Genomic DNA, 24,589 nt, shown 5'->3' on the forward strand with positions numbered 1-24,589 from the left:
GGAAGCAATGCTGGAGCATGCGCGGGAGGTCTTGCGTATGGAAGCGGAGGCGGTGTTAGAGCTTGTTCCCCGCATAGATGAAAACTTTGCAGCGGCAGTAAGCATGATTTTGGAGTGCCAGGGCCGCACGGTAATTACCGGTATGGGCAAAAGCGGCTTGATTGGCCGCAAGATGGCGGCTACGCTGGCCAGCACCGGCACGCCGTCCTTTTACCTGCATCCGGCCGAAGGCATTCACGGCGATTTGGGCATGGTGACCTGCCATGATGTGGTCATTGCCCTGTCCAACAGCGGCGAGACGGGCGAGGTGCTCAATATTCTGCCGTCCCTGCGCCGTATTGGCGCGAAAATCATCGCTATGGTGGGCAACGCCAATTCCACTTTGGGACGCAATGCGGACGTTATTCTGAACGTGGGCGTTACTAAGGAGGCTTGCCCTTTAGGGCTGGCACCTACCAGCAGTACTACGGCGGCGCTGGCCTACGGCGATGCTTTAGCCTTGGCGCTGCTCAAAAAGCATAATTTTACGGCCAGCCAGTTCGCTATTTTCCATCCGGGCGGCAGCCTGGGGCGCAAGCTGCTTTTGACTGTGGGCAATATTATGCATAAGGGCGATGAGAATCCGACGGTTTTGTCGGATACGAAGGTGCAGGACGCGCTTTTTGTTATTACGGACAAGGGCTTGGGCGCTGTGTCCGTGGTGGACGAGAACGGTATTATGCAGGGCGTGCTGACGGACGGAGATATCCGCCGCGGCTTGAGCAAGGGCGTGGGCTTTTTGCAGCGCCCGGTTAAGGAGCTGATGACGGCTAATCCCAAAACCATTACGCAGGATAAGCTGGCGGCGCAGGCTTTGCATTTAATGGAAAGCAACCGGCCTAAACCGATTACGGTGCTGCCTGTCATCGATGAGCAGCGCAAGGTTATCGGCCTGCTGCATATGACCGACTTGGTAAGGCAGGGAGTGGTATAATGGCTAAAAATAAAAAGACGCAGGAGGAGTTGGAAACTCTTGAGTATATACGTCATGTAAAGGACTTATTTCCTCGTTTGGAAAGAATACGTTTGTTAGCTTTGGATGTTGATGGAGTTCTGACTGACGGGACTATTAACATTGGAGATGATGGCGAGGCGTTTAAAAGTTTTAACGCCAAGGACGGCTTGGGGATTAGTTGCGCGTTGCGCAGCGGTTTGCAGATAGCTCTTATTACTGGGCGTAAAAGTCCTATTGTACACCGTCGTGCAGAAGAGTTAGGGATTACATTGATGTGCGAAGGAGTAAGGGATAAGTATACGGCGCTGACCATGCTATATAGGTCTTTAGGTCTTCAGCAGGAGGAGGTCGCTTATATGGGCGACGATCTTAATGATTTACCTGCTTTTAAGGCGGCGGGATTAGCATTTGCTCCTGACGACGGGGTGGGCGAGGTTTGTGGCGCTGCAGATCATATTACTTTCTATCCTGGAGGAAAGGGTGCAGTACGCGAGATTATTGAGCTAATTTTGCGGGCTCAAGGAAAATGGAATTCTTTGGTAGATTCCTATCGCCAGGACGGACAAGGAGATCAACAATAATGTGGCTGTATTATCTTTTAAAAGCTATTAGCACGGTGGTTTCTTGGCTGCCATATAAAGCGGTGGTGGTAATCGGCAAGGGTATGGGCCGTTTGTACCATAAGATTGCGAAGAAGCAGCGGCTGCGTGCGGAAGCAACTATCCGCGAGCGTTTGGAATATAATGAAGAACAGGCGCGAGCTACGATTAAGTCGCTGTTTATCAATCTGGGTATTACCTTTATGGAAATTTTATACATGCCGGCTTTGAACCGCGATAATATCCGCGGCCTAGTGACCTTTGACCGGCCTGAGGTTTTATGGGACGCAGTGAGGGAAGGTCACGGCGTCGTCATGCTGGCCTGCCATATGGATAACTGGGAATGGCTGGGCGCCGGTCTGGCGCTGAACGGCTTTCCGCTGAGCGCAGTGGAAAAGCCCCAGCCCAACAGAGTGTACAGCGATTTTATGAACGAGCTGCGCACAGGCGTGGGTCAGGAAATTTTTTCACGCGGGACCAGCGAAATACTGGGTTGCGCGCGCGCTATGAAAAAGGGACGCATGCTGGGGCTGATTGCCGACCAGGACGGCGGCTACGACGGAATTTTCGTACCCTTTTTGGGCAAGATGGCTTCTACGCCTACGGGTCCCGCTTATTTTGCCCGTAAGTTCAAAGCGCCGATTATTCCTATCTTCATTATCCGCAAGCCGGACGGCTATGGGCATCAGGCCATCGTTCGCGACCCGATTCGCTATGAATTTACCGGCGACCAAAAGGCCGACGATTATAACGTAACCTTGAAGATGACCCGGGAGGTCGAAAAAATCATTAAGGAATACCCAGATAACTGGATTTGGTTCCAGCACCGCTGGAATACGCCATATACGCCGCCGGAGGAGGAAAAAGGAGCAGATGAAAAATAAAAAGATAGTCCTGTCCATTGCGGCAGGCATCCTCATTGCCTGCGCTGTAATTGCCTGGCTTATGCTGGGCGGCGAAAAGCCTGTGACCGTTAAGGTGGGCGACGGCGTCAGCGCGCAAATAAATTCTTCCTTGAAAAACAGCATATTAAATCGCGAAAAGGATGGGAAGAAGCTGTGGGAATTTACAGTTGAGGAAGTAGTCAACGACAGACAAAAGAACGTAGCTTATCTAAAGGGCATTAAGGGGAAGGTTTACCGCAATGATGGCAGCTATTTGGATATCACAGCGGAAAAGGGCTATGCCGAAATTAATAAAAATGATTTTTCTTTGGAGGGCAGCGTTAAAGCCGTACTGAACACGGGCGGCGAGCTTTATGCGGATAAAGTAACCTGGAACCAGAATAAGGAGCTTATCACTGGCGAAGGGCATGTAAAAATGCTGAAGGATGCGTGGACTGCTACTGCAGATAAGGCGATAACTACCAGTGCGTTTAAAAGTGTAAAGCTTAAAGGAAATGCTAAAGTTGTGAAAGGCGGCGAATAAAATGAATTATACAAAGAAAATTTTACTGACGGCTGCTGCCGCGATTTTGACGCTGGGACTGAGCGCTACTTGCTTAGCTGCTGCAGATAATTTCAGCGTGCAGGCCGACGAGATGGAATATAATCTGCAAACAGGCGAAGGAGAGGCTAAGGGGCATGTGGTTTTGTTGCAAAACGGCGGCAAGGCTACGGCTGATTATGCTAAGTTCAACAGTAAAAGCAAAAGCGGCACGCTGATAGGCAATGTCATTGCCGATCGTGAGGATGCGCATATTGTCTGCAATGAATTTATTGCTCATAATGAAAATGATCTTTCCGCTGTCGGTGATGCCGTAATTACTAAGGAGGGCAAAAGCCTTAGCGCCGATAGAGTGGATTATTATAAGGAGCGTCAGTTTGCGGAAACTATTGGCAGCTGGGCGCGCTTGACCGATGTTGACGGCAGCGTAATGAACGCGGCTAAAATAGATTACGATATGGCGCAGGGGGTAGCCAACGCTTATGGCGGCGTTGACATTGACAGTCCGGCTCGTGACCTGAAGGCTTCTGCCGATAGTGCTATTTACAAAACTGATAACAGCGGTTATGTGGAGCTTATTGGCAACGCCAAGGCTACGCAGAACGGTAATTCTGTAGCCGGGGATAAGCTGCGTTTGACCAATACCAATGTAGCCGTTGCCGACGGCAATGTAAAAATTCATTACATTCCGGAAACACAGCCTGCTGTTACCGGCAAGGAACAAGACGCTGAACAGTCCGCAGCAACAGGCACGGAGCAGCAAAGCGAACAACAGGTTGTTCCTGGCATAACGCAACAGGATGAGCTGGCTGCGGCTTAATTAACGGAGGGCACGAGCTTGGTTATTAGAACAGATAAATTGGTTAAAATTTATTCGGGGCGGCATGTGGTGGACGGCGTCAGTATCAGCGTGGAGCAGGGCAGCGTAGTGGGGCTTTTAGGTCCTAATGGCGCAGGCAAGACAACGACCTTCTACATGATTGTCGGTATAGAAAAGCCTGATTCCGGTACCGTTACTTTGGACGGCAAGGATATTTCCGGTATGCCCATGTATGAGCGGGCTCGCAATGGTATTGGCTATTTGCCGCAGGAAGCGTCTATTTTCAGCAAAATGACGGTGGAAGACAATATTATGGCGATTTTAGAAACTACATCTTTGTCTGCGGCCGAGCGGGAGGAAAAGATGAACGCTTTGCTGGATGAATTTCGCTTAAACCATGTGCGTAAAAGCGAGGGCAAGGCTTTGTCCGGCGGCGAGCGCCGCCGCGTGGAAATTGCCCGCGCTTTGGCCACCGACCCGGCCTTTATTTTGCTGGACGAGCCTTTCGCCGGTATCGACCCCATCGCGGTTGCCGATATTCAGGGCATGATCGCTCATTTAGCCCAGCGCGGCATTGGCGTACTCATTACGGACCATAATGTGCGCGAAACGCTGAGCATTGTCAATAAGGCGTATATTTTGGCAGAAGGCAAGATTTTGCTGCATGGCGACAGCAAGACCATCGCTAACGACCCTGTGGCCAGGAAGTATTATCTTGGCGATCACTTTAGTATGTAGGAGGAAGAAAAGTGGGTTTACGTTTATTAGACCGTTATGTTTTAAGGGAACTGCTGTATCCCTTTATCTTCGGAATTGCCGCTTTCTCCAGCATTTTTATCGCCAGTACGATGCTGTTTAAGATTACCCAGTACATGACTCGTTACGGCGCTTCTCTGGAAACCGTAGGGCGTTTATTCATGTATAATTTGCCGGAGATCATCAACTATACCTTTCCCATGTCGATGCTGCTGGCTGCTTTGATGGCCTTTGGCAAGCTGTCGGGCAGCAGTGAGATTGTGGCTATGAAGGCTGGTGGCGTCAGCTATTACCGTATTGTGGCGCCGGTGCTGGTGGTTGGCTTTATCGTCAGTATGTTTTCCATGGTGTGGGCAGAGAAGGTAGTGCCTGCCTCCAAGGCGGAAGCTTCGAGAATACTTAATGAAGAAATAAGGCATAACAGCAGGCCTTCTACCCAAAGCCATATCGTCATCAAAACTATCAGCGGAGATACGCAGCGCGTTACCTACGCTAATAAATTTGACGAAAAGCTTGGCAAAATGACCGATATCACTATCGAAGAATTCAATAAGGGAAGAATATCCCGCATTCAAACGGCCAGAGAAGGCTATTGGGAAAACGGTACCTGGCGCATTGTCAACGGTAATGTTTTCGCTTTGGACGACGAAGAGGGCGTGCAAAGTACTGCGAAGTTTAAAGAGCAGATTATTCCGCTGAACTTTTCTCCCAAGCAGATATCCTGGGAGCAAAAGGATCCGGAGGAGATGACCATTCGCGAGCTGCGGGAATATATTGGTATGCTGGAAAAGCAGCAGACGCCTACTAACAGGCAATGGTGCGAAATCTTCATGCGCATCAATATTCCGTTGGCCAGTTTCTTTTTCGCGATGATTGGCGCGTGCTTAGGGACGCAGAAGCAGCGTACCAGCTCGTCCATTGGTTTGGGAATCAGTATCATCGTAATTTTTATTTATTACGCGATTATGACCTTTACCACCGGGTTGGGCAAGGGCGGAGCTATGCCGCCGCTGTTGGCCTGCGCGCTGCCTAATATTTTGTGTCTGTTTACAGGTTTGTACCTGATGAAAAAGAAAAACGTGTAGGCGGATTTTTATTATGATGATTTAGGGAGGCGGTTGCGTGGTCGGCATTAGACTGATTATTGTGATGGCCGTCGTCGGCGGCTTGATCGCTTATATTGCTGACAAAATGGGCAGTAAAATAGGCAAAAGGAAAATGTCTGTTTTTGGTTTGCGCCCTAAATATACGTCCATCCTGCTGACTGTCACCAGCGGAACAATAATCGCCGTGTTGACAATCGGCGTAATGGCGGTCGCTTCGCAGAGCGCGCGTACCGCTTTGTTCGGTATGGACAAATTGCAGCAGGAGTTGAAGCTGCTAAACGAAGAAAAGGAAGACGCGGCAGCCGCGCTTACGGCTGCTAAGGATAAAGTGGACGAGCAGAACCATAAAATCAGCCTGCTGGACGCTAAAATTTTGGAAAGCACCAGAGAAAACGACGAAATGGACGCCAAGCTGGCGCAGGTCAACGATATGTACAGCAAGGCGCAAGCCGAAGTAGCAAGCTTGACCGACGCCAAAGACCAGCTGACAGGCGAAATAGAAAATTTGGAAAAAACTACCGAAGCTTTGCGCAAGGGCATTATCAATATGCGCGAGGGGCAGGTTTATTACCGTGCCGGCGAGATAGTTTACGCAGGCATAATGCGCGGCGGGCTGAAGCATGAAGAAAATATCGTCCAGGTTAATTGGCTGCTGCAAAACGCTAACGAGGCCGCTTTGCAGCGCTTAGGTGTGCGGCAGGAAGAAGAGCAGCCGCTGCAAGCCATATGGCTTTCCAAAAACATGGTCACTGACGCTGTGAACGCGTTAGATAAAAGCAAGGGCAATTTGTTTTTCAGATTGCGCACCGTAGCTAATATTATTGTGGGCGAGCTGGTGGTTTGTGAAATTGAAATTTTTGAGAACCAGTTTATTTATCCCGACGGGTCTTTGATTTTCAGTAACGAATACACAGGCGTCAGCCCGGAGCTCTATGAAAACGTTATTATGGCCTTTTTGACGCAGGTCAACCATAAGGCCGTGGAAGCCGGCGTGCTGCCAGACCCGCTGACTGGCAAAGTGGGCAATATGGACGCGGCGACGATGATTGAAACCAGCAACGCTATGCGCCGCACTAACGGTAATTTTACGCTCAGAGCTTATGCCAAGGGCGATATCACTACGGCCGGACCGGTCAGGGTGCGGCTGGAGGTGCTGCCCAATAATGAATAAGTATTTGGGAATCGACCCGGGACGCAGCAAAACAGGCCTGGCCCTGGTGGCGGCTGACGGTAGTATTCTGGCGCTGCACATTGCGGCGACGGACAGTATTGCCAGCGAGCTGCGCACTTTCATTGGTCAGGAACGGCCGGCGCAGATTATTATGGGCAACGGTACTAACAGCAAAGCCATCGGCGCTGCAGTGCGAAAGGCTTTTCCCGATGCGGCTTTAGCGTTGGTCGGCGAAGCGCACAGTACGGAGGAGGCGCGCAGCCTGTATTGGCAGGAAAATCCGCCTCATGGCTGGCGGAAGCTTTTGCCTTTGGGCCTGCAGGTGCCGCCGGAGCCGCTGGACGCTTATGCGGCTGTAGTGCAGGTGCGGCGCTGGCTGGCGCAAAGCAAGAGTTTGTAGTTTACGGCTATGCGGACGTGAGCAAGGCGGCTCGCGCTGCATAGCCTTTTGTATAGAAAAGAGGTAAGAAATGCAGAATTTAACTGACTTGAGCAGCAAGGATTTTTTGACGGCTTTGGCTTCGGCAGCGCCCACTCCGGGGGGCGGCGGCGCTGCGGCTATGGCCGGGGCTTTGGCGGCGGCGCTGGCTTCTATGGTAGGCAATCTTACTGTGGGAAAGGAGCGCTTTGCCGCGCAGGAAGCGGAGGTTAAGGAGCTTTTGGCGCAGGCCGAGGTTGTCCGGGCAGAGCTTTTGCAGTTGGCAGAGGACGATGCAAAGGTTTTTGAAAGCTTTATGGCGTGCTATAAGCTGCCGAAAGCGACAGATGAGGAAAAGGCTGCGCGGACGCAGGCTGTGCGCATGGCGGCTAAACAGGCGGCGGCGGTGCCGTTAGCAATTGCCCGTAAGGCTTTAGTGACGCTGCAGCTGGCAGACAGACTGGTGGCGATTGGCAATCCGGGCGTAATCACCGATGGGGCGTGCAGCGCTTTGCTGGCGCGTACGGCTTTGCGTTGCGCCGATTATAATGTGCGCATCAATTTACAGCTGACGAAGGACGCAGAGTATAACGAAACGGTGAGCAGCGAGCTGGCTGCTATGCAGGAACAGGCTGCATTGCTGGAGACAAGGGCTCTGCGGGCGACGGACGCAGCTTTAGCGTAAAAGGCTTGACGTAAGGACGCTTTTAACGTATAATTACTTTTATATGGAAAGGTGGCCGAGCGGTTTAAGGCTCTAGTCTTGAAAACTAGCGAGGGTGCAAGCCTTCCGTGGGTTCGAATCCCACCCTTTCCGCCAAAGAAAAAAGTGTACAGAAGGTCTTGCCAAAAAGTAAAACTTCTGTTATACTAATATAGTAGTCTAATGGAGTGGTACTCAAGCTGGCTGAAGAGGACGGTTTGCTAAATCGTTAGACGGTTTACCCCGTGCGTGGGTTCGAATCCCACCCACTCCGCCAAACCAAGCGGTTATTGAGCCTTCGGATAAATCCGAAGGCTCTTATTTTTTTTGCGGGTGGACAACGAGGTGGACAATAAAAAATTCTACTACCAATTGACTTTGACCTAAGGATTATTATAATATTTTGTTGAGGGCTTCAATGGCTTTGTCTTGCATGGTTTTCATACAGTGGGCATAGATATCTAATGTAATACGGCAATTGCTGTGGCCTAGCCGTTCAGAAACAACTTTGACGTTGACACCTGCTTCTAGCAGCCATGTAGCATGAGTATGCCGCAGATCGTGCATTCGCACATCTGTTGATATTCCTGCGGAACGTAGAATTTCTTTGTATTGATGCGCAGAAAATGAGTTAGGGCTGCGAGGTAGTCCTTGCTGGTTTGAAAGTACCCATTCAGATGTCATATAGGGATACCCATAGCGTATGGATTGTATCTTTTGCCATAAGCGATAACGTTTTAGAGCGGATATTAAATTATTGGGTAATGGAATTATACGCTGGCTAGATTTTGTTTTTGCTGTATCCTGAATCTTGATTCCGTTAGCGGTGGTTACTACTATTTTATCAACCTTTAAGGTTTTAGCCTGAAGGTCAATATTTTTCCATTCAAGCCCGTATATCTCTGATACTCGCATACCTGTTCCTAACGCTAAGGATACGACTAACCAGGCTGCCCTGTTACGCTTTAAAGCAGAACTTCTAAGCCGTTTCCCTTCGTCATGGCTTAGAACATGTATTGCAGGCGGTTGCACACGGAGCGCTTTAGTTTTTTCTGCTGGATTCTTTTCTAGCAGAGTTTCATCAACAGCAACGCGAAGAGCAGAAATAAGAAGTCGCCTGGTTGAGTTTACACTCCTTGGCGCAATACCAGAGCACTGGATGCCGCCGTTTAGCAGTAGAAAATTGAAATGCTTTTGCAACATAGAGCCATTTATGCTTGTAAGTGGCATATTGGAAATAGCGTATGGTTTAATGTTCCGGTTTATAAGATTAGCATAACGCTCAAAAGTTTTTACTTTAACTGTATTTTTTATAAAATCATTAAGCCATTGATCTAGCCAACATGAAAGCGTATATGAGCTTTCTGCTGCTGTAATGGCTAGGTTTTGCATAAATTCATCAGCTGCTTTTTTTGCTTCTTTAGCTGATTTTTTGCTTGTGAATAATTTGTGTTTGGTTTTGTGATGGGTCGTGTCAACATAGCTGATTTTAAATTCGTAGCGTTGACGCTTTTCATTGAAGGTAATGCTACCTTCTCCGTTTGCTCGTTTCATGTCTTATCAGACCTTTCCTAAGTAATATGCGAGTGCCGCCTTGTAAGACGGCACTCTGAAAATTATTTGGAGTTAATCAATTGTTCCAGATATTTACCGGGAATCAGTAGCCGTTTTCCTAACTGCTTGGACGGAATTCTTCCTGATTTGATAGCCGAATAAATTGCAGATATGCTCATTGGCAACGGACCTCCATTGGCAGAGATTAACTCTTTAGGTGAGTAGAATCGATATGGATCAATATTAATCATTGCAAAGTCCTCCTCAGTACAATAATATATAATTGAAATTTGTTACTATTCGATTACTTTATAGCAAATTAAGCAGCTTACCGGAGATTGGCAATTTGGAATGCGCTGTTTCTTGAAATTACTTGATGGGTAAATTTTACGCAAAGCTTTGCCGAAGGATAGCTCAGAAGAGCTATCCGGTGGTGCGGGGAAATGATTATTTGCCAGCCAGCTTTTATAAAGTTCAAAAAGTAAACCTATTCTGATATAGTCATCATCAGAACCAGGGACTACCCTTACGTCTAAAAAATTCTTTAGATAGTCAGGGGTTATTGTTGGAATAGAATAACCTTTTTGGTATACTTCATTAAGATTATAATTGCCGGTAAAAATATAATTTCTTGAGCGAAGCGCTATGTAAGCTTGAATAGCTTTCCTTGTTATACCAGGAAGTTCACTTTTAAGTTGTTCCAAAAGTTTGTAGTTAATGCCATTATCGGGAACTGAATATTTAAATGGAATGACTAAAATCCGCTTTAAAAATGCTGGATCGCATTTTTCTGTAAGCAATATATTATTGGTTGCAGCGATAATTTTGGCTGTATTACGGAATTTTATGCAGGACTTAAATTTAACATCAGCGCTAAGCAAATCGCCGCCTGTGAGTTCTTTGAGCCTGCGCACTGTTTTTGTTGATAGTGGAGCGTCTCCCATTTCGGCGCTTGTGTTTAAAGCTTTGCCAAAAATTTCGCTAATGCTGAATTGTTGGCCTAGATCGTCTATATTGATTGCGCTGACAAGATTTTCAGGAAATAATGCTGAAATTAGTGAAATTAATGTTGATTTTCCGCTATTGCCAACACCTTGTAAAAGGAATAAAACCTTAGCGGCCATATCATTGCTTATGCAGAGACCAATCATTTCAATAATGCGCGTTTGAAGTATCTGATCATTACCAGTAATGCTATTTAGATATTCATCAAAGATGTGGGTATTAAATGATTTTTGGACATCAAAATAGCTTAGGTTTACGTAAGTACGGAAAAAAATATGTGGATTAGGAGGCAGGAAAGTCATATTATCTGTATTTAGATATCCGTCTAAAAAGCAAATTAGATGAGATTGGGCTAAATACTGATCATCACTAATGACATATTTATCGTCGCATTTGATAAAGTTTGTTATTTCTGTGTAGAGTTTGATTGTACCAACTTTTTCGGCTTCTTCTCGAAATAATTTATTGAGCTGGCGGTAAAATTCATTTTCTGTGAAGGGGATATAGTAACTGGATACAAGAATATATATTGTTTCTAAATATATTCTTACATGCTTTGTATGAAGGAATTGTTCGGCTAACTGTGCAGCATTTGGCTTTGGCGATTTTTGCATATTTTTTATAGATGGATTGTTTAATTGGCAGGTGGTTGACTGGTAGCTTTTGGTTAATGGATTTGTAACTATGGTTTCTATTGGCGATTGTGGAGAATTTTTTTGCGTTCCAAAAGTTTGAGGAAAAACGATATGCGTAGAAGCATCTTTTCCTTGGTGTGCGCTGGTATAGTAGCTTTGGTCTGATGAATCTGTAACTATATTTGTTGTTGGTGGTTGTAAAGCAATTTCCATGATCTTAGAAGATTGAGCAGGAGTAATATATGCTGAAATTATTTTGCAAATTTCAGGGCATTTTTCTTGGAATACTTCTGAATCATAGCAATATTGCATTGCTTTTAACATTTCGTCATCAGGTAATATTCTCTCGTAAAGGGACGTTCCCTTATAATAAAGAGAAAATAGTCCGCCATTGGAATAAAACTCTTTAATGGTTCTGGCGTCTGATTGATTAAGTTTGTTGTAGATGTTATTTTGCATAATGCGTAACATCCCCTTTCCAAAAATTTAATACCGCTTAGGCTTGTTAATAACAAACCTCGCTGGTAGTAAGATAAGTATATATGAAAAAAGGATGATTTAGAGTGACTGAAAAAATCGTAACACCTGATTCAGAGGAAGATAAGTTTATACTAGAAGTGCGAGAAAAACTTCACAAATATTTACTATATGAAGATCAGTATAAATACGGTAGTCTTGATTTACTCGAAAAAGAGCTGGATAAAGAAAACCCAAATTATAAAAAATTTTTGAGAGATAAAGTTAGTGAAAGTGATTTATGGTGCGATATTATATTCATTTTATTTAGAGAATCCATTTATAATTATGATAAGAAAGAGATTTTATATAAAAATATTTTAAAGTTTCGGATGCTCTCCAGATGGGTTGAAAAAGAACTCTGTACTAAAGAAAATATAAAAAAAGATATTAAATTCATTATAAATGAAATATTACAATATATAGATGAAATTATTAATGAAGAAAGAAGAGGAAATAATTTTTATAAATTATCAGAAGATGAAAAAAATAAAAAGCTGATAATAATAAACGAATTAATAAATAAACTAATGATATGGGTGAAGAATATTATTGGATATGAGGATTATAGAGATAATAGCAGATTAAAGCGAAAGTTATACTTAATATTATCAAAAACTAAAAATGATGATTATGAAAGACAACCATTATTAATTTTTTATATTGTTCTTCAAATTCTAATTAATTTGAAGAAAGAAATTAAACGCAGAAGAATTCGTAGTGCTTATTCTGTAATAAGTGCGTGTATTGTATTTTCTCTACTGCATAGTTTGTATTATCGTAGCTATAGAAAGAAAAAAGATAAAATTAATATAATCAATAAATATAGATATTACTTTGGCAATGAACTGCTAAAATACATAAACAATAGATATGAAGGCTATATACAGAAATCTCAAAGCAATGAAGAAGTTGAAAGCAAATTAAGAATATTAAAGTTAAAATACGAAAAATATGTAAATGATAGGATAGTCTTTAATGGAGTAAACAAACATGGAAACGATGATCCGGTTGAACTACGGAAATATTATTATAAAATGAGAGGATTATTGTATGGATTGAGCATAGTGAGTTGTAATTATATTGATTGTATGGCAAAAAGAGGGAAAGTTGTTCCTGCTGATTTTTATATAGAACTCTCAAAAGCTATTAGAAATAATGAATTGCGCCGTTGTAAAAATTGTGGAATTAGAGTTTGGTGGCCTAAGTGGTGGAAGGAAACAGCTAATAGTAAAGAAGAAAAACAATGTCTTAATTATATGGAATTTCAATATTTCTTTTGGCTTGATGAATATAGCAAAGGAAAATTAAACAGGATTTTTAATTGTAAAATAAAAAAATAGACAGGAATTTAGAAGAAATATTATGCGATAGAACTGGAATTTGGGGTGGATTTTATAGGAGCAGTGGACCTGCGTATGATAAACCAACAATAGAAAGTGATGAAGATAGGAGGGCTTTATTTGAATCATATGGCAATCAAGTATGTGCTAATGGTTTAACTCGACTTTATCAACGTATAAAATTCATAAATATAGAACCAGGAACGATACTTAGGGATAAAATAAAAAATATTAAGAACCTAAAAGCATTGTTAAGAAAAGCCGACTCTAATAAATATAATCACTATCTTATAGAAACTCAAAAAAAATTGAATTCATATGATAGCCAGATTATAAGAGCTTTTTTGAGAGGCGAGATAGATTTTTTATTTACAAGGACTTATAAAAAATTAGATAAAATTTTATCGGAGCAGAAAACAGAATCGGAAAATATGGTCTAGTTCCTGTTCCAACAGTAAAAAACAAAATATTATATATATTATAAAATGTAATTCGTATATAATTTAAATGATATTAATAGACTTTCTCTTGATGGAACAGGAACTGGAACTAAAAACTTAGAGTTAGTTTTATAGAAATAAGTAGAGATATTTTGGATCAGAGGAAAGGATTGCAGATGTAATATTTTGTAATTTTGGTTATATATTATTATAATGAATTGCAGCTTGCCGGTTTCTAAATATATTAGAAACCCTTGCAAAGGAACATAGGAACATAAGGCACATAAAAAACTTGCCTTTTTTATCAAAATAGACTAATATAATATTAAAAAATGAATTAGTCAGAAAGGAGAAAGGCTATGTACGTTTACAGGCATTTGGAAACAGTATTGCAGACAGCTGCAAAAATGTTTGGCGCAGTATTAGTAACAGGGCCTAGACAGGTAGGCAAAACTACGCTGCTGCGTAATTTTGCCAGCAAGGCAGCTTATGTTACGCTAGACGACCCTATGCAGCTACATGCAGCTATAGAAGAACCTGCGACATTTTTCAAGGATAATGAGCCTCCTGTTTTTATAGATGAGATTCAGTATGCTCCCAACCTTTTTCCGTACATAAAGATGTATGTGGACGATAAGCAGGCTAAAGGCGTATTTTATTTATCGGGTTCCCAGCAGTTTAAGCTGATGAAGAATGTGGGTGAGTCTTTAGCAGGGCGTTTAGGCGTTTTAAATTTGTTGGGGTTGTCTATGCGTGAACAGCAGGATATTAAATTTAATACCGAGTTCCTACCTGCTCAGGAATATTTTGAGAGCCGTAAAAAGGAATTAAAACCGCTTGCTTATGACGCTTTATGGAAAATGATTCACAGGGGAAGTATGCCGGATTTAGTAGTGAATACTGATTTTGACTGGCAGATGTTTTACGCTTCGTATGTTAAAACTTATATCGAACGTGATGTAAGAGAGCTGACCCAGGTAGGGGATGAAGTAAATTTCATTAAATTTATGATAGCCGCTGCAAGTATGACGGGGCAACTGCTCAATATTACTTCTCTGGCACGTGATGTAGGAATCAGTGTAACTACTGCGGAGCGCTGGCTTTCGATATTAGTGACTAGCAATATCGTATATTTGCTCAGGCCGTATGCTAATAATGTATTGAAACGCGCTGTAAAAACGCCGAAGCTGTATTTTATGGATACGGGATTGGCTGCTTATCTGACAAAATGGACTACGGCAGATGTGTTAAAAAACGGCGCTATGGCAGGAGCATTTTTTGAAACCTTTGTTATTGGTGAGATTATAAAAAGCTATTATAATAAAGGTATTGCGGAGCCGTCTTTATACTTCTATAGGGATAAAGAGCAGAGGGAGATAGACTTGCTTATAGAGAATAATGGAATGCTCTATCCCTTGGAGATGAAAAAACACGCTGATCCAAAAACGGCAGATATAAAAGCTTTTGCAGTTTTAGATTCTATTCCAGGCATCAAACGTGGCAGCGGCGGAGTAATTTGTACTTACGATAAATTGGTAACGTTAAAAGATAATGATAAAGTAATACCTGTAGCATATATATGAGTAGTTAGATAGAAGGGCAGACAGCGAAAACTGTCTGTCTTTTTTATTTCTAAAATTCTAACGGCTGTCAGCGGTGGCAGCCGTTATTTAGCATAGATATTTTATTAACCAAATTTTACGGAGGTAGTGAAAATGAAACAAGGAATTAAAAACATTGAAAAACTCTATGAGGAATTAGACCGACAACGCGACGCCCGTATCGACCTTATCGCCAATACGAAAAATTTGTCCGTCCGCAGCAATAGCGTCAGCAGCATGATTAGCGTGGCTACAGGAAGCGACATCCTCTCTTATGCCGTATCTGATGTGGCGCACCGGCAGATTGCGGAACGGCTGAATATTCCTTACAAGTATTATGAGCGTATGCGCAGCGAATATACTGAACTGCTTGATAAGAATATTAACGGTTGGCTTGAGCGTAATCCTGAAAAGAGGATGCTGCGCACGCTTGACGGAAAGCTACGGGCGTTTTTGAGCGACAGGTATCGCCGTCTGGATAATCTGGAGCTTGTGGATCATGTAATGCCGGTAATTGCGGAAATGAAGGGCTGCGAAATAATCAGCTGCGATGTTACTGAAACGCATTTATATCTCAAAATTATCAACAAGACAATGAAAAGCGAGATTGTTCCGGGTGATGTAGTGCAGGCTGGTTTTGTTATCAGCAACAGTGAAATTGGATTGGGAGCATTGAAGGTAGAGCCGCTGCTGTATCGTCTCATTTGCAAGAACGGCATGATAAGCAAGGACTTTACGCATAAAAAGTACCATACCGGAAAGCAGGTAGACGATACGGATAACGCTTACGAACTCTATTCGGACGCTACACTGGAAGCGGATGATAAAGCATATTTTCTCAAAGTGCAGGATATAGTCCGGGCGGCAGTTGATGAAGCTAGGTTTGCTCTGACGGTAGATAAAATGCGCACCGCTATGAATATCCGCACCGGTGAGAATCCTGTAGAAACTGTGGAAATTTTAGGCGACCGTTATCTGCTCAACAAGAATGAGCGAGGTTCTATTCTGCGGCATTTTATTATGGGCAACGATTATTCCCATTACGGGCTTGTAAACGCCGTTACAAGGTCTTCGCAGGATGTTCCAGATTACAACCGTGCGACAGAACTGGAACGTATCGGCGGCACTCTTTTAGAAGAGGGCATAGCCGCTGTCAGTAGAAATAAACTGACGTTGTTGCCTAAAGCTGCGTAAGAAAAATCTTTAAACAATATTTGAATCAACACTATTTTAGAAGCAAAGAATTTTGGCGGGCAGCTCAGGCTGTCCGCTTTTCTGCTTTTCAGGAGGATTTTGGTATGGCTAATTATTGTATGAACCAGATTTATTTTTGCGCAAAGGATAGAACTGTTATGGAAAAATTATTTCGCAAGATGCGTGCCTGCTTTGAAAATATAGGTTACGGCAGCGTATATGATTTGTTCCTGCTGCATGGCTATGTGGAAAAAGAGCTAAACGGGATTATTGACCGGCGCGACGATCTTACAGGCTGCGACGGCGTTATCAGCAGTAGGGACGGATATTATTACTTCGGCGTAGAAACGCAGACTGCGTGGCAGCCGCATATGGAAAATTTTTATAAGCTTATAAGTGAGCGTTACGCCAATGATATACGCATTATTTACTGTTCGGAGGAAGCTGGCTTAGGCGTATATGTAACCAACGACGTTGACGGCATTTTCTTTAAAGACAGATTCCGCTTATCCTATGGGGACGGCAGTACATTTGAAACAGAATATTTTGCTTCTTTTTCTGAGCTGCTTGACTTTATCAGAAAATATCTGTGTGATGGTGCGTCCGAGCTGGACGACATTTTTGATTTGGAGCGTAAAATAACCGGGCAGCATATTCAGGAGGATAAGAATTATTATTGCCGTATTAATCGTCTTGCGTTTGAAGAGGAAAGGAAGGCCGCGTAATGCCTGCAACGAGATTTATTTGCCCGGATGGAACGGAAATACCTGTTTTTAAATGCTTTAACCAGTGTCCTTATGTCGTAAGATGTATGTTCCTGCCGACGCTTAGAGCCGTAGCGGCTTCGCTGGACAGAAAACTGGATAAGGCTACAGTTACGGAACTGCTGTGCGGGGTAAGGGAAACGTATTTGAAAAAGACGACGGATTATGCCGTTGACCCTATGCAGCAGTTATACGCTATCCATGGAAGCGCGGTGCATACCATACATGAAAGCTATGCTGACGGCAATATGCTCAGCGAGGAACGATTGGCGGATGAAATAACCAGCGGTAAGTTTGATTTGTACGGGCAGATTGTAGATTATAGCGACAAAACGCTGGGCGATTACAAGGTCACGTCTTCTTATAAGCTGATGCGGGCTTTGGGGTACTATAAGGTGGACGTAGCGACGGGAGAGGTCTATAAAACAGGGCTGAGGAAAGGGCAGGCAAAAACTCGTAAAGAATGGCGGACTGACGGAGTAAAGCATCTGCTGGACTGGGCTGTGCAGCTGAATTATTACCGTATCCTGCTAGAAGAAAGAGGTTTTGTAGTAGCTGATATGAGGATTCAGGCTATGTGCCGCGATTATAATTTACGCATAGCTAACGAGCGGAATATAAGAAAGCCTGTCTATATTATTAGGATAAATAAAATTTCCGATCATTGGATAAAGCTTTATATGTCCGCCAAAGCGAAGCTATTGGATGACGCTTTAGCTAAGGGGTATCTGCCAAAATTGTGCAGCGCAAAAGAGAGGTGGCACGACAGGAAATGCAAAGAATATTGCGCTGTGGCGGCTAATTGTCCTTATGGCAGGATGGTCAAAGGCGTTCAGCAAATTGCCGCATAGTCATTATAAGATCTTGGGCGTATTATCAGCTATATTGATTATGATAGCTTGAACGCTGCCGATAAGGTTTGGTTGGCATTATTGTGTTTCGGAAGAATGCGTAAGTGATAAGTTAAAAGAATATATACGTCAATAATTACTACGGGAGCAGGAAACTTTGGAATCCTGCTCTTTTGTTATGTCTAATGTCCAGCTAAAAAATAGTGTAATAAGCCTGAAATATGTGGGGTTGCACTGTTTTTTTCTTGGACAGCAGGACATTGGACATATTTTTTAAAGATAAGTTAGGAGGAAAAAGAATATGAATCCGTTTGTCAAAGCAAGAATTTATCAAACTGTAACTGTTGCAGAATTGGCTAGAAAATCAGAGCTGTTCAAAACAGAGCTGATTATTTCTTTGGGTAGGTTTTATCGTTTGGACTGGGGAGAAGTCACTCCGGAAGATGCAGAACTTAATGATGAAGCTCTGAAGCACAAAGATTTTATTTTGGCGGGCTATGATACCAGCGAAGTAAAAATATGGATTATAGCAGACAATAATAATAGTAGTGGCTATGATACAATTACTATTTTGTTGCCGGAGGAATATTGAGGAGTTTATTACTATGGAAAATATGAAGATTGCCAGGAAGCTGGTAAAGGTAATGGCGGATTGCAGCCATATCGCTAAAAACGGGCTGAACAGCTTCCATAATTATAAGTACGCTACGGCGGAAGACGTTTTGTATAAGGTTAACGAAGCGCTGGCTAGAAATAATCTGGCTTGCTTTGCGCAGCCTACGCTAATAGCTTTTGATGAAGTTACTAATCTAAAAGGAAACAAGGAACATCTTGCTACGGTGAGTATGAGAATACAGATTGTTGACAGCGAAAGCGGGGAAGCTGTTGAGATTTTTGGCTTGGGCAGCGGGCAGGACGCAGGCGATAAGGCTGTGATGAAAGCGCAGACGGCGGCCATTAAATATGCTTATATGATGAGCTTGTGCATTGCGACCGGCGACGACCCGGAAGCGGACAGTCGTACAGATGAGGTTAATGCGGCAGAACCGCAGGCTAAAAGAAATGACAAAGCAGCGAATACGACGCCAAAAGAAACTGCTACGCAACCGGACGGCGCTATTTGTACAGGATGCGGCGCAGCAATATCGGAGAAGGTTTTGCGTTATTCCGTAAGTAAATATGGGCAGCCGTTTTGTATGAATTGCCAAAAGACGGCTGCGCGAGCCGCATAAAAGTGAGTGTTATATAATTTGTTAGACGAAGAATTCAAGTAGATAAAGAGCCGCAGAAGTTTGAAGCTTCTGCGGCTAATTTTTTATACGTAATACGCAACAGTAGTCGTGTTGAGAAATTTACAGATAAGAAACGCTTTAAAAATCAAAGTTTCCGGAATTAGTTTACAATAGAGACACTAAGCGTTATTTTGGAAAGGAAGGGTTCGTTATAATGAAAAATTGCATATACTGTAATAATCCAATGGCAGACGACGCGGCCTTTTGTCCTCAATGCGGACAAAAGCAGGAAATCGTAGAAAATATGAGGGTAGCAAATCAATGCCCGCAATGTAAGGCGGAGGTAGCCGTAGGCTGCCAGTTCTGCCCGGTTTGTGGAGCGCAGCTTCAGGCGACGGCTTTGGTTGCTGTTCCTAAAAACTTAAAAGAAATTTGCAGGTTGATTTTAGACCCCAATGTACAAAACAAAGGCAATATTTTGACCTGGGCTTTATTTAAGAGACAGTTTGTGAGCTTTGAAGGCAGGCTGAACAGAGAGGATTATATTTATAAAAATATTTTTCTGATGGTTGTGACCTTCATAATTTTAGCGATAGTAGACGAGTTTGTCGATGAATATTATATGGGCGCTTTGGATTATGCCATTTGTTTTTTAGCTTGTGTTGTTATCTTGCTAAATATAGTCGCGAACTGCTCTTTGAATATTCGTCGACTGCACGACTTGAATCTTAGCGGCTGGTGGGCGCTGCTCTTGGGCGTTCCCGTACTTAACGGCTTGCTGTGCCTGTATCTGGTTTTCGTTAAGGGAACAAACGGCGCTAACAATTACGGAAAAGATTTGTTAGCCGGAGAATAAAATTTTGGAGGATATAATGAGTATAAAAAAGATAACTGTAATGCTTCTTGTCTTGTTGATGAGCGTTATGACGGGCTGCGGCGGCAATAAAAACGCTGCGGAGGAAATTTATGAGATGGCGCAATATCCGATAATAGAAATGGGTAAGGTGGTGGAATACATCGGCAAGGAGTCGACGCCAGATTCTGCGAAAGCGTTGAAGCATGTAAGCGCCATTATAGAGAAGAACGAAGCGAATTTGAAACGTTTGCGTGAAGACGATTTCAAGCTCGACGCTATTAAAAACGAGCGGGAAAAAACGTTGACCAAAGGGTTGTCCAAAGCGACGACGCAATTCCTGCTAAAATACAATAACGTTTTGTACAATATGTGCGAACTACTTAAAACTGGCAAGACAGTAGAAAACAAGGACATATTGCTGCAGGCGATTGTGGAGGAGAACGCGGGTATGCGCTCGCATATAGAGCTTATCGATACGCTGCATACCAAGTTAAAAAATTTGCAGGAAAAGACAACGGCAAAGCAAGAGCAGCCTGCCGCTTCTGTAACTAAAAAAAGCGGCAATACCAATTATCATCTGTTTAATCCGCCGACGTATTTGAATAACGATCCGGAGCTGCCAATGGTTATGAGCAGGCAGGGCGCGAGCAGGTACGTGGACTGCCGTTCGGCGCAAATTGTTAGCAAAAGCGGCAGCGATACGGTAGTGGAATTCGATTTAATAATTACAAATTCCGAAGGCAATAAATCTAGGGAGCATAACCGCTTGATGATTAAAACAGGTAAGGGCATCGCCGTATGTGGGGAATACAACGGACAGTGGATTATGTTGGATAACAGCACTGCTTCCATGGCTTATTATAACGCGGGGCTTATACTGTGCGATTACTTAAATTTATAAAATGACGCTGCTGCCAGCGTCTCTGTAAACGAAAAGCCGGGCTGCTTAGTACAGTCCGGCTTTGACTTTTTATTGCTTGCTGATTCTCACATACTTACCTTTTTTGCCCATTTTGGAAGCGCAGGCGTTGGAGCAGTAAACCGCGTCCGCACGGCGCCCGGTAGTGAGAAAATATTTGCCGCATTGAGGATTGCGGCATTTTTTATAGGTGTCGGCATAGATAATGCTGTAATAAAGGTCGAGATAAATAGCGCTCATCAGATAAGCGGTGGACCATTCGGCCGCGGGCGCGTTGTCGACGACGCTTATTTTAGAAGTGGCCGCGCCTAAGCCGTCGTTGACGATATCGTAGACGACGCTTTGGGCGAAGCCGCGGTCAATTTTATTCATGCAGGGAATATCTGCTTCCACAATGGCGTTGAAAGCTTCCTGCGTAATGAGATTACTGTCGTAGTCCTTGATATTTTTTAAGGTTTTGCCGTCTAAGCTGCCGATAAATGCGATGAGCTGCGCGCCGTTGTTTAGCTTCGCTAACCGCTGCAATAGCTTGGGGTTGTGCGGATTTTTTTCGACGTTTATTTTCACGGAAAAAGTCAGCGTGGGCGTTGTCGGCTGCAAGGCGAGATAGTGCGTGCCGCGTCCAGCGAAATATAATAGATAGGCCAAGGAGTGGACAATGCTGTTGAGCGAGCCTTCATGCTTTTGCAGCCAGTTTTGGACGGTCAAAATGCAGCGCGTAATTTTGACGCAGCGTTGAAATAAAATTAGCGGCATGATATCCTCGTCGGCGACTTCTGTTGCAAAATAAAAAAGCTGCGCTTCGTCCGTGTTTTGCTTGGAGCAGTCTTGCTCCGACAGCATTTCGTTGAGATAAAGGTCGTCGAAAAGAAAGCTGATGACGTCTTCTTGGCTGTTGATGGCTTTGCGCAAATCCAAACATTTTTGCGACGAGTAGGGCAGGCCGTAGGCGTTACAAAAGCGCAGGATAGCTTGCTCGTCGGAGAGGTCGATATTGGCGAAGGCGGTCGCGAGGTTGACCGGATTACCGCCGGAGTCCGTAACTTTGGAAGAAAGACGTTGGGCAACGGGCTTGGCGGCAGAGCAGATAAATTTATCTTTGCCTTGGGCTAAGGTTTTTATTTGATAGTCGCTGACATAATTTTGTAAGAAAAATTCGATGTTGGGCATAGTTTTACTCCTGTGATGGCGAAGTGAGTTTAAAAATTGGAAACGATAAATTGTTTTAAAGTTTCTAGGCTTATTTTACAATAAGAAAAATGATACGTCAAAGCGATTTTATAAGCCAAAAGGAGCACGTTCATCGCGTAACAACGGCGAATGTCATAGATAAAGCACAAATATCAAATATATTGAACTGAAAAATTTGAGGAAATGTTACATAATAAATGGAGATAATATACTTAACAAAGGAGGCTTTGGGATGTTTGCGATGGAGTATAAAACGTTAGGAGCAAAAATATTATACTATCGTCGTATAAAGGGTTTAACGCAGGAAAAATTATCAGAAATGGCAGGCGTTTCACGTGCGCGAATTTCTGACATTGAGAGGGGAAAGGGACCCCATAATACGAATTCTTTGCTGTTGATAGCAAAAGCTTTGGAAGTAGATGTGGCCGAGTTAATGAGTAAAGAATAGTAAATTAAAAGTTAGTTGAAACAATATTAAGAGATTAGGTGATAAAAATGACAAAAATACTGTTTTTTATATTAATGATAGCTGTTTGCAGTAGCATTATAGGATGTGGAAACGATAGTAATAAAAATAATAGCGATCAACCTGTTATTAAAACAGAACAAAGTAAGACACCAACATACAAAGAACAATATGCGGATCATATTGATAATCAAACCAAGACTGGCTTTCCGATAGATGTAGATGTTATAAGGACATTGCTTAATGATGGATCAGGGGATAAATTTACTGGATATAAAAGATTTAAACCAGAATATTTCTTAAATAAAAATACTAATTATCCTTGTATACAGGTTATTAATAATACAGTAGATGGATATGGGCCGACTGTTGCTAAAACATATGTATCTGGGCCAACTATTAAATTGTTGGAAAAGATTTCTTATAATGGTAATCCTGGATATGGAGTTAGTTGTGACGTTATAATAGTACAGGAACCAAAATCTAGAATAAAAACTGCTTGTGGAACAATGAATTTTAAAATGGTTATTTTAAAAGAAAATAATTCTATTAAAGTATATCAAGCTTTGGATGGATTTAATTTTGATCCCAACGATAAGATGTTTTTTAAGAGAGCAGATGATATGCTCTATAATATAGGATTAGTATGTTGTGATTTCTTATCTATTTAAAATAATAGAAGAAGTAACAAAATTATAGACTATCTTTATCCAGCTATAACTAGATCGATGCGCGGACATATTTAATATTTATTTTCTAAATAATAGAAGTGGTGTAAATAATATAAAATATATTTATGCGAAGGCCTTTGGCTGTATAATTAAATAAATAGCCTTCGAAAAAATATATCGAAGGCTATTTTTATAAAAACAAGAGGTGTATCTTAATGGAGATATTGCATTTTGTCAGTAGATTGGAATCGTGGTATTGGTCTATTTTTTTTGCAATATTACTATTCTGCTTTAGATGGTATTTTGAAAAGAAGCTCTTAAAAATCATAAAAAAATATGTAATGCTCACGGAGAATAAGTATGATGATTTTGTGATATTTGCTTTAGAACCGCCAGTATGTTTAGCCTTGTATGTGAGCATTTTTTATGTTGCGGCTATTAATGCTCCAATACATTTAGTTGGGCTGTTTGAATGGCTTGTAAAGGCATTACGTTTAACTTTACTTTTTTCTTTATTTTGGGGATTTTACCGCTTATTTTTACCAAAAAATCAAGAAACAGGAGATCAGGGTATTGTATATAGATTTATAGATGATATAGTTGAACAAAATGATACTGCTTATGCTAATATGATTTCTATTGGGTTTAGAATAGTTATCTGTATAGTGGCCTTTGGAATTTTTACTAATGAATTAGGATATGATCTAAGTGCTTTCATCGCTTCTCTAAGTATTGGCACAGCGGCAATTTTGTATGCTTCTAAAGATGCTTTTAGTAATGTTATAAGCAGCGTAATTATTTTGCTGGATAAGCCATTTAAGGAAGATGAGTGGATAAAAACTAATGATATTGAGGGGATTGTTGAAGAAATATCTTTTAGAAGTACTAAGATAAGAACTTTTGCTAATGAGGAAGTCTATATCCCCAGTTCCCTTTTAGTAAATGCCCCTATTGTTAATGTCAGTAGATGTGGTAAGCGAAGAATAAAATTCAACTTGGCTATTTCTATGGATACTACAGAAGATCAGCTGCGCAAACTTATATTTGACATTAAAAATTTTTTAAATAACAATCCTACGTTAACTCATGAGCCTGAAGATGTTCGCGTAAATTTTACTGAGTTTCATTACGTCTGCTATAAAATTGAAATTATATGCTTTATGGCTGGCTTTGATCAGATAAAATATCTCAACATTTCTAATGTCATAAATTTAGAGATAGTTAAAATTTTACAAGATAATAAAGTGCAGCTAGCATTTCAGGGAGAGCAGGCAAGAAGTGCAGAGCCTATAAATATATTGGACTTTTGCGACGATGTTTTGAAGTAGGAATTTGCGA

Annotated in this window: 26 protein-coding genes and 2 tRNA genes; 24 read left to right on the forward strand and 4 right to left on the reverse strand. The window is 42.4% G+C overall.

What is annotated here, in order from left to right; all coding sequences use genetic code 11:
- Positions 1 to 7 precede the first annotated feature (7 nt).
- The 12 genes from Q4E64_RS08000 to Q4E64_RS08055 all read left to right on the forward strand — a co-directional run bounded on the left by Q4E64_RS08000 (position 8) and on the right by Q4E64_RS08055 (position 8,290).
- Positions 8 to 973: an SIS domain-containing protein gene (locus tag Q4E64_RS08000; RefSeq protein ID WP_368501550.1), complete on the forward strand. Its 966-nt coding sequence runs from the start codon at positions 8 to 10 to the stop codon at positions 971 to 973.
- Positions 973 to 1,575, forward strand: a complete 603-nt coding sequence (locus tag Q4E64_RS08005; RefSeq protein WP_303167312.1) for an HAD family hydrolase — start codon at positions 973 to 975, stop codon at positions 1,573 to 1,575. Before Q4E64_RS08000 ends, Q4E64_RS08005 begins: the two co-directional genes overlap by 1 nt.
- Positions 1,575 to 2,477 carry a lysophospholipid acyltransferase family protein gene (locus tag Q4E64_RS08010; protein WP_303167313.1) on the forward strand — a complete coding sequence of 301 codons (903 nt, stop codon included), beginning with the start codon at positions 1,575 to 1,577 and terminating at the stop codon, positions 2,475 to 2,477. Before Q4E64_RS08005 ends, Q4E64_RS08010 begins: the two co-directional genes overlap by 1 nt.
- Positions 2,467 to 3,021 (forward strand): LPS export ABC transporter periplasmic protein LptC, encoded by a 555-nt coding sequence (gene lptC, locus Q4E64_RS08015; protein ID WP_303167314.1) that lies wholly within the window; start codon positions 2,467 to 2,469, stop codon positions 3,019 to 3,021. The genes Q4E64_RS08010 and lptC overlap by 11 nt, the downstream gene beginning before the upstream one ends.
- 1 nt (position 3,022) lies before the next feature.
- Positions 3,023 to 3,859 (forward strand): LptA/OstA family protein, encoded by an 837-nt coding sequence (locus Q4E64_RS08020; protein WP_303167315.1) that lies wholly within the window; start codon positions 3,023 to 3,025, stop codon positions 3,857 to 3,859.
- A gap of 18 nt (positions 3,860 to 3,877) precedes the next feature.
- Positions 3,878 to 4,597, forward strand: coding sequence for an LPS export ABC transporter ATP-binding protein (lptB, locus tag Q4E64_RS08025; protein ID WP_303167316.1), 720 nt, complete (start codon positions 3,878 to 3,880; stop codon positions 4,595 to 4,597).
- Between the two features lie 11 nt (positions 4,598 to 4,608).
- Complete coding sequence (locus Q4E64_RS08030) at positions 4,609 to 5,700, forward strand: LptF/LptG family permease (RefSeq protein WP_303167317.1); 1,092 nt, start codon at positions 4,609 to 4,611, stop codon at positions 5,698 to 5,700.
- A gap of 37 nt (positions 5,701 to 5,737) precedes the next feature.
- The gene (locus tag Q4E64_RS08035) at positions 5,738 to 6,892 is read left to right on the forward strand and encodes a DUF3084 domain-containing protein (protein WP_303167319.1); all 1,155 of its coding nucleotides are present in this window, start codon (positions 5,738 to 5,740) and stop codon (positions 6,890 to 6,892) included.
- Complete coding sequence (locus tag Q4E64_RS08040) at positions 6,885 to 7,292, forward strand: pre-16S rRNA-processing nuclease YqgF (RefSeq protein ID WP_303167320.1); 408 nt, start codon at positions 6,885 to 6,887, stop codon at positions 7,290 to 7,292. The genes Q4E64_RS08035 and Q4E64_RS08040 overlap by 8 nt, the downstream gene beginning before the upstream one ends.
- Positions 7,293 to 7,362: 70 nt before the next feature.
- Complete coding sequence (locus Q4E64_RS08045) at positions 7,363 to 7,995, forward strand: cyclodeaminase/cyclohydrolase family protein (RefSeq protein ID WP_303167322.1); 633 nt, start codon at positions 7,363 to 7,365, stop codon at positions 7,993 to 7,995.
- Between the two features lie 45 nt (positions 7,996 to 8,040).
- Positions 8,041 to 8,130 (forward strand) — tRNA-Ser (locus Q4E64_RS08050).
- 68 nt (positions 8,131 to 8,198) lie between these two features.
- A tRNA-Ser gene (locus Q4E64_RS08055) sits at positions 8,199 to 8,290 on the forward strand.
- A 116-nt stretch (positions 8,291 to 8,406) separates the two neighbouring features.
- Here the strand turns inward: Q4E64_RS08055 and Q4E64_RS08060 are convergent.
- The 3 genes from Q4E64_RS08060 to Q4E64_RS08070 form a co-directional block, all read right to left on the reverse strand.
- Positions 8,407 to 9,567, reverse strand: a complete 1,161-nt coding sequence (locus tag Q4E64_RS08060) for a site-specific integrase (RefSeq protein WP_303167323.1) — start codon at positions 9,565 to 9,567, stop codon at positions 8,407 to 8,409.
- Positions 9,568 to 9,629: 62 nt separating this feature from the next.
- Positions 9,630 to 9,818, reverse strand: a complete 189-nt coding sequence (locus Q4E64_RS08065) for a hypothetical protein (RefSeq protein ID WP_303167325.1) — start codon at positions 9,816 to 9,818, stop codon at positions 9,630 to 9,632.
- 45 nt (positions 9,819 to 9,863) lie between these two features.
- Positions 9,864 to 11,666: a DUF5906 domain-containing protein gene (locus Q4E64_RS08070; protein ID WP_303167326.1), complete on the reverse strand. Its 1,803-nt coding sequence runs from the start codon at positions 11,664 to 11,666 to the stop codon at positions 9,864 to 9,866.
- 104 nt (positions 11,667 to 11,770) lie between these two features.
- Between Q4E64_RS08070 and Q4E64_RS08075 the strand changes: the two genes are divergently transcribed.
- The 9 genes from Q4E64_RS08075 (at position 11,771) to Q4E64_RS08115 (ending at position 20,905) form a co-directional block, all read left to right on the forward strand.
- Positions 11,771 to 13,066, forward strand: coding sequence for a hypothetical protein (locus Q4E64_RS08075; RefSeq protein WP_303167327.1), 1,296 nt, complete (start codon positions 11,771 to 11,773; stop codon positions 13,064 to 13,066).
- 799 nt (positions 13,067 to 13,865) lie between these two features.
- Entirely contained in the window at positions 13,866 to 15,089 is a 1,224-nt protein-coding gene (locus Q4E64_RS08080; RefSeq protein ID WP_368501545.1) for an ATP-binding protein, read from the forward strand.
- Between the two features lie 132 nt (positions 15,090 to 15,221).
- The gene (locus tag Q4E64_RS08085; protein ID WP_303167329.1) at positions 15,222 to 16,301 is read left to right on the forward strand and encodes a DUF932 domain-containing protein; all 1,080 of its coding nucleotides are present in this window, start codon (positions 15,222 to 15,224) and stop codon (positions 16,299 to 16,301) included.
- A gap of 104 nt (positions 16,302 to 16,405) precedes the next feature.
- Positions 16,406 to 17,026 (forward strand): hypothetical protein, encoded by a 621-nt coding sequence (locus Q4E64_RS08090; RefSeq protein WP_303167331.1) that lies wholly within the window; start codon positions 16,406 to 16,408, stop codon positions 17,024 to 17,026.
- Positions 17,026 to 17,916 (forward strand): hypothetical protein, encoded by an 891-nt coding sequence (locus Q4E64_RS08095; RefSeq protein WP_303167332.1) that lies wholly within the window; start codon positions 17,026 to 17,028, stop codon positions 17,914 to 17,916. The genes Q4E64_RS08090 and Q4E64_RS08095 overlap by 1 nt, the downstream gene beginning before the upstream one ends.
- A gap of 301 nt (positions 17,917 to 18,217) precedes the next feature.
- Entirely contained in the window at positions 18,218 to 18,508 is a 291-nt protein-coding gene (locus tag Q4E64_RS08100; RefSeq protein ID WP_303167334.1) for a hypothetical protein, read from the forward strand.
- Positions 18,509 to 18,521: 13 nt separating this feature from the next.
- A complete protein-coding gene (locus Q4E64_RS08105) occupies positions 18,522 to 19,148 on the forward strand; it encodes an ERF family protein (RefSeq protein ID WP_303167335.1) in 627 nt (208 codons plus the stop codon).
- A 214-nt stretch (positions 19,149 to 19,362) separates the two neighbouring features.
- Positions 19,363 to 20,004 carry a zinc-ribbon domain-containing protein gene (locus Q4E64_RS08110; protein WP_303167336.1) on the forward strand — a complete coding sequence of 214 codons (642 nt, stop codon included), beginning with the start codon at positions 19,363 to 19,365 and terminating at the stop codon, positions 20,002 to 20,004.
- A 16-nt stretch (positions 20,005 to 20,020) separates the two neighbouring features.
- Entirely contained in the window at positions 20,021 to 20,905 is an 885-nt protein-coding gene (locus Q4E64_RS08115) for a hypothetical protein (RefSeq protein WP_303167337.1), read from the forward strand.
- Positions 20,906 to 20,974: 69 nt separating this feature from the next.
- On the opposite strand, the gene Q4E64_RS08120 is transcribed toward Q4E64_RS08115, so the two are convergent.
- Complete coding sequence (locus tag Q4E64_RS08120) at positions 20,975 to 22,093, reverse strand: hypothetical protein (protein ID WP_303167338.1); 1,119 nt, start codon at positions 22,091 to 22,093, stop codon at positions 20,975 to 20,977.
- A gap of 253 nt (positions 22,094 to 22,346) precedes the next feature.
- Between Q4E64_RS08120 and Q4E64_RS08125 the strand changes: the two genes are divergently transcribed.
- From Q4E64_RS08125 to Q4E64_RS08135, 3 genes are all read left to right on the forward strand, one after another.
- Positions 22,347 to 22,562, forward strand: coding sequence for a helix-turn-helix domain-containing protein (locus Q4E64_RS08125; RefSeq protein ID WP_303167339.1), 216 nt, complete (start codon positions 22,347 to 22,349; stop codon positions 22,560 to 22,562).
- Positions 22,563 to 22,609: 47 nt separating this feature from the next.
- Positions 22,610 to 23,251 (forward strand): hypothetical protein, encoded by a 642-nt coding sequence (locus Q4E64_RS08130; protein WP_303167340.1) that lies wholly within the window; start codon positions 22,610 to 22,612, stop codon positions 23,249 to 23,251.
- Positions 23,252 to 23,466: 215 nt separating this feature from the next.
- Entirely contained in the window at positions 23,467 to 24,579 is a 1,113-nt protein-coding gene (locus Q4E64_RS08135; protein ID WP_303167341.1) for a mechanosensitive ion channel family protein, read from the forward strand.
- Positions 24,580 to 24,589 lie beyond the last annotated feature (10 nt).

Origin of the sequence: Phascolarctobacterium sp. (assembly GCF_030531065.1) — a bacterium.
Classification (GTDB): Bacteria; Bacillota; Negativicutes; order Acidaminococcales; family Acidaminococcaceae; genus Phascolarctobacterium_A.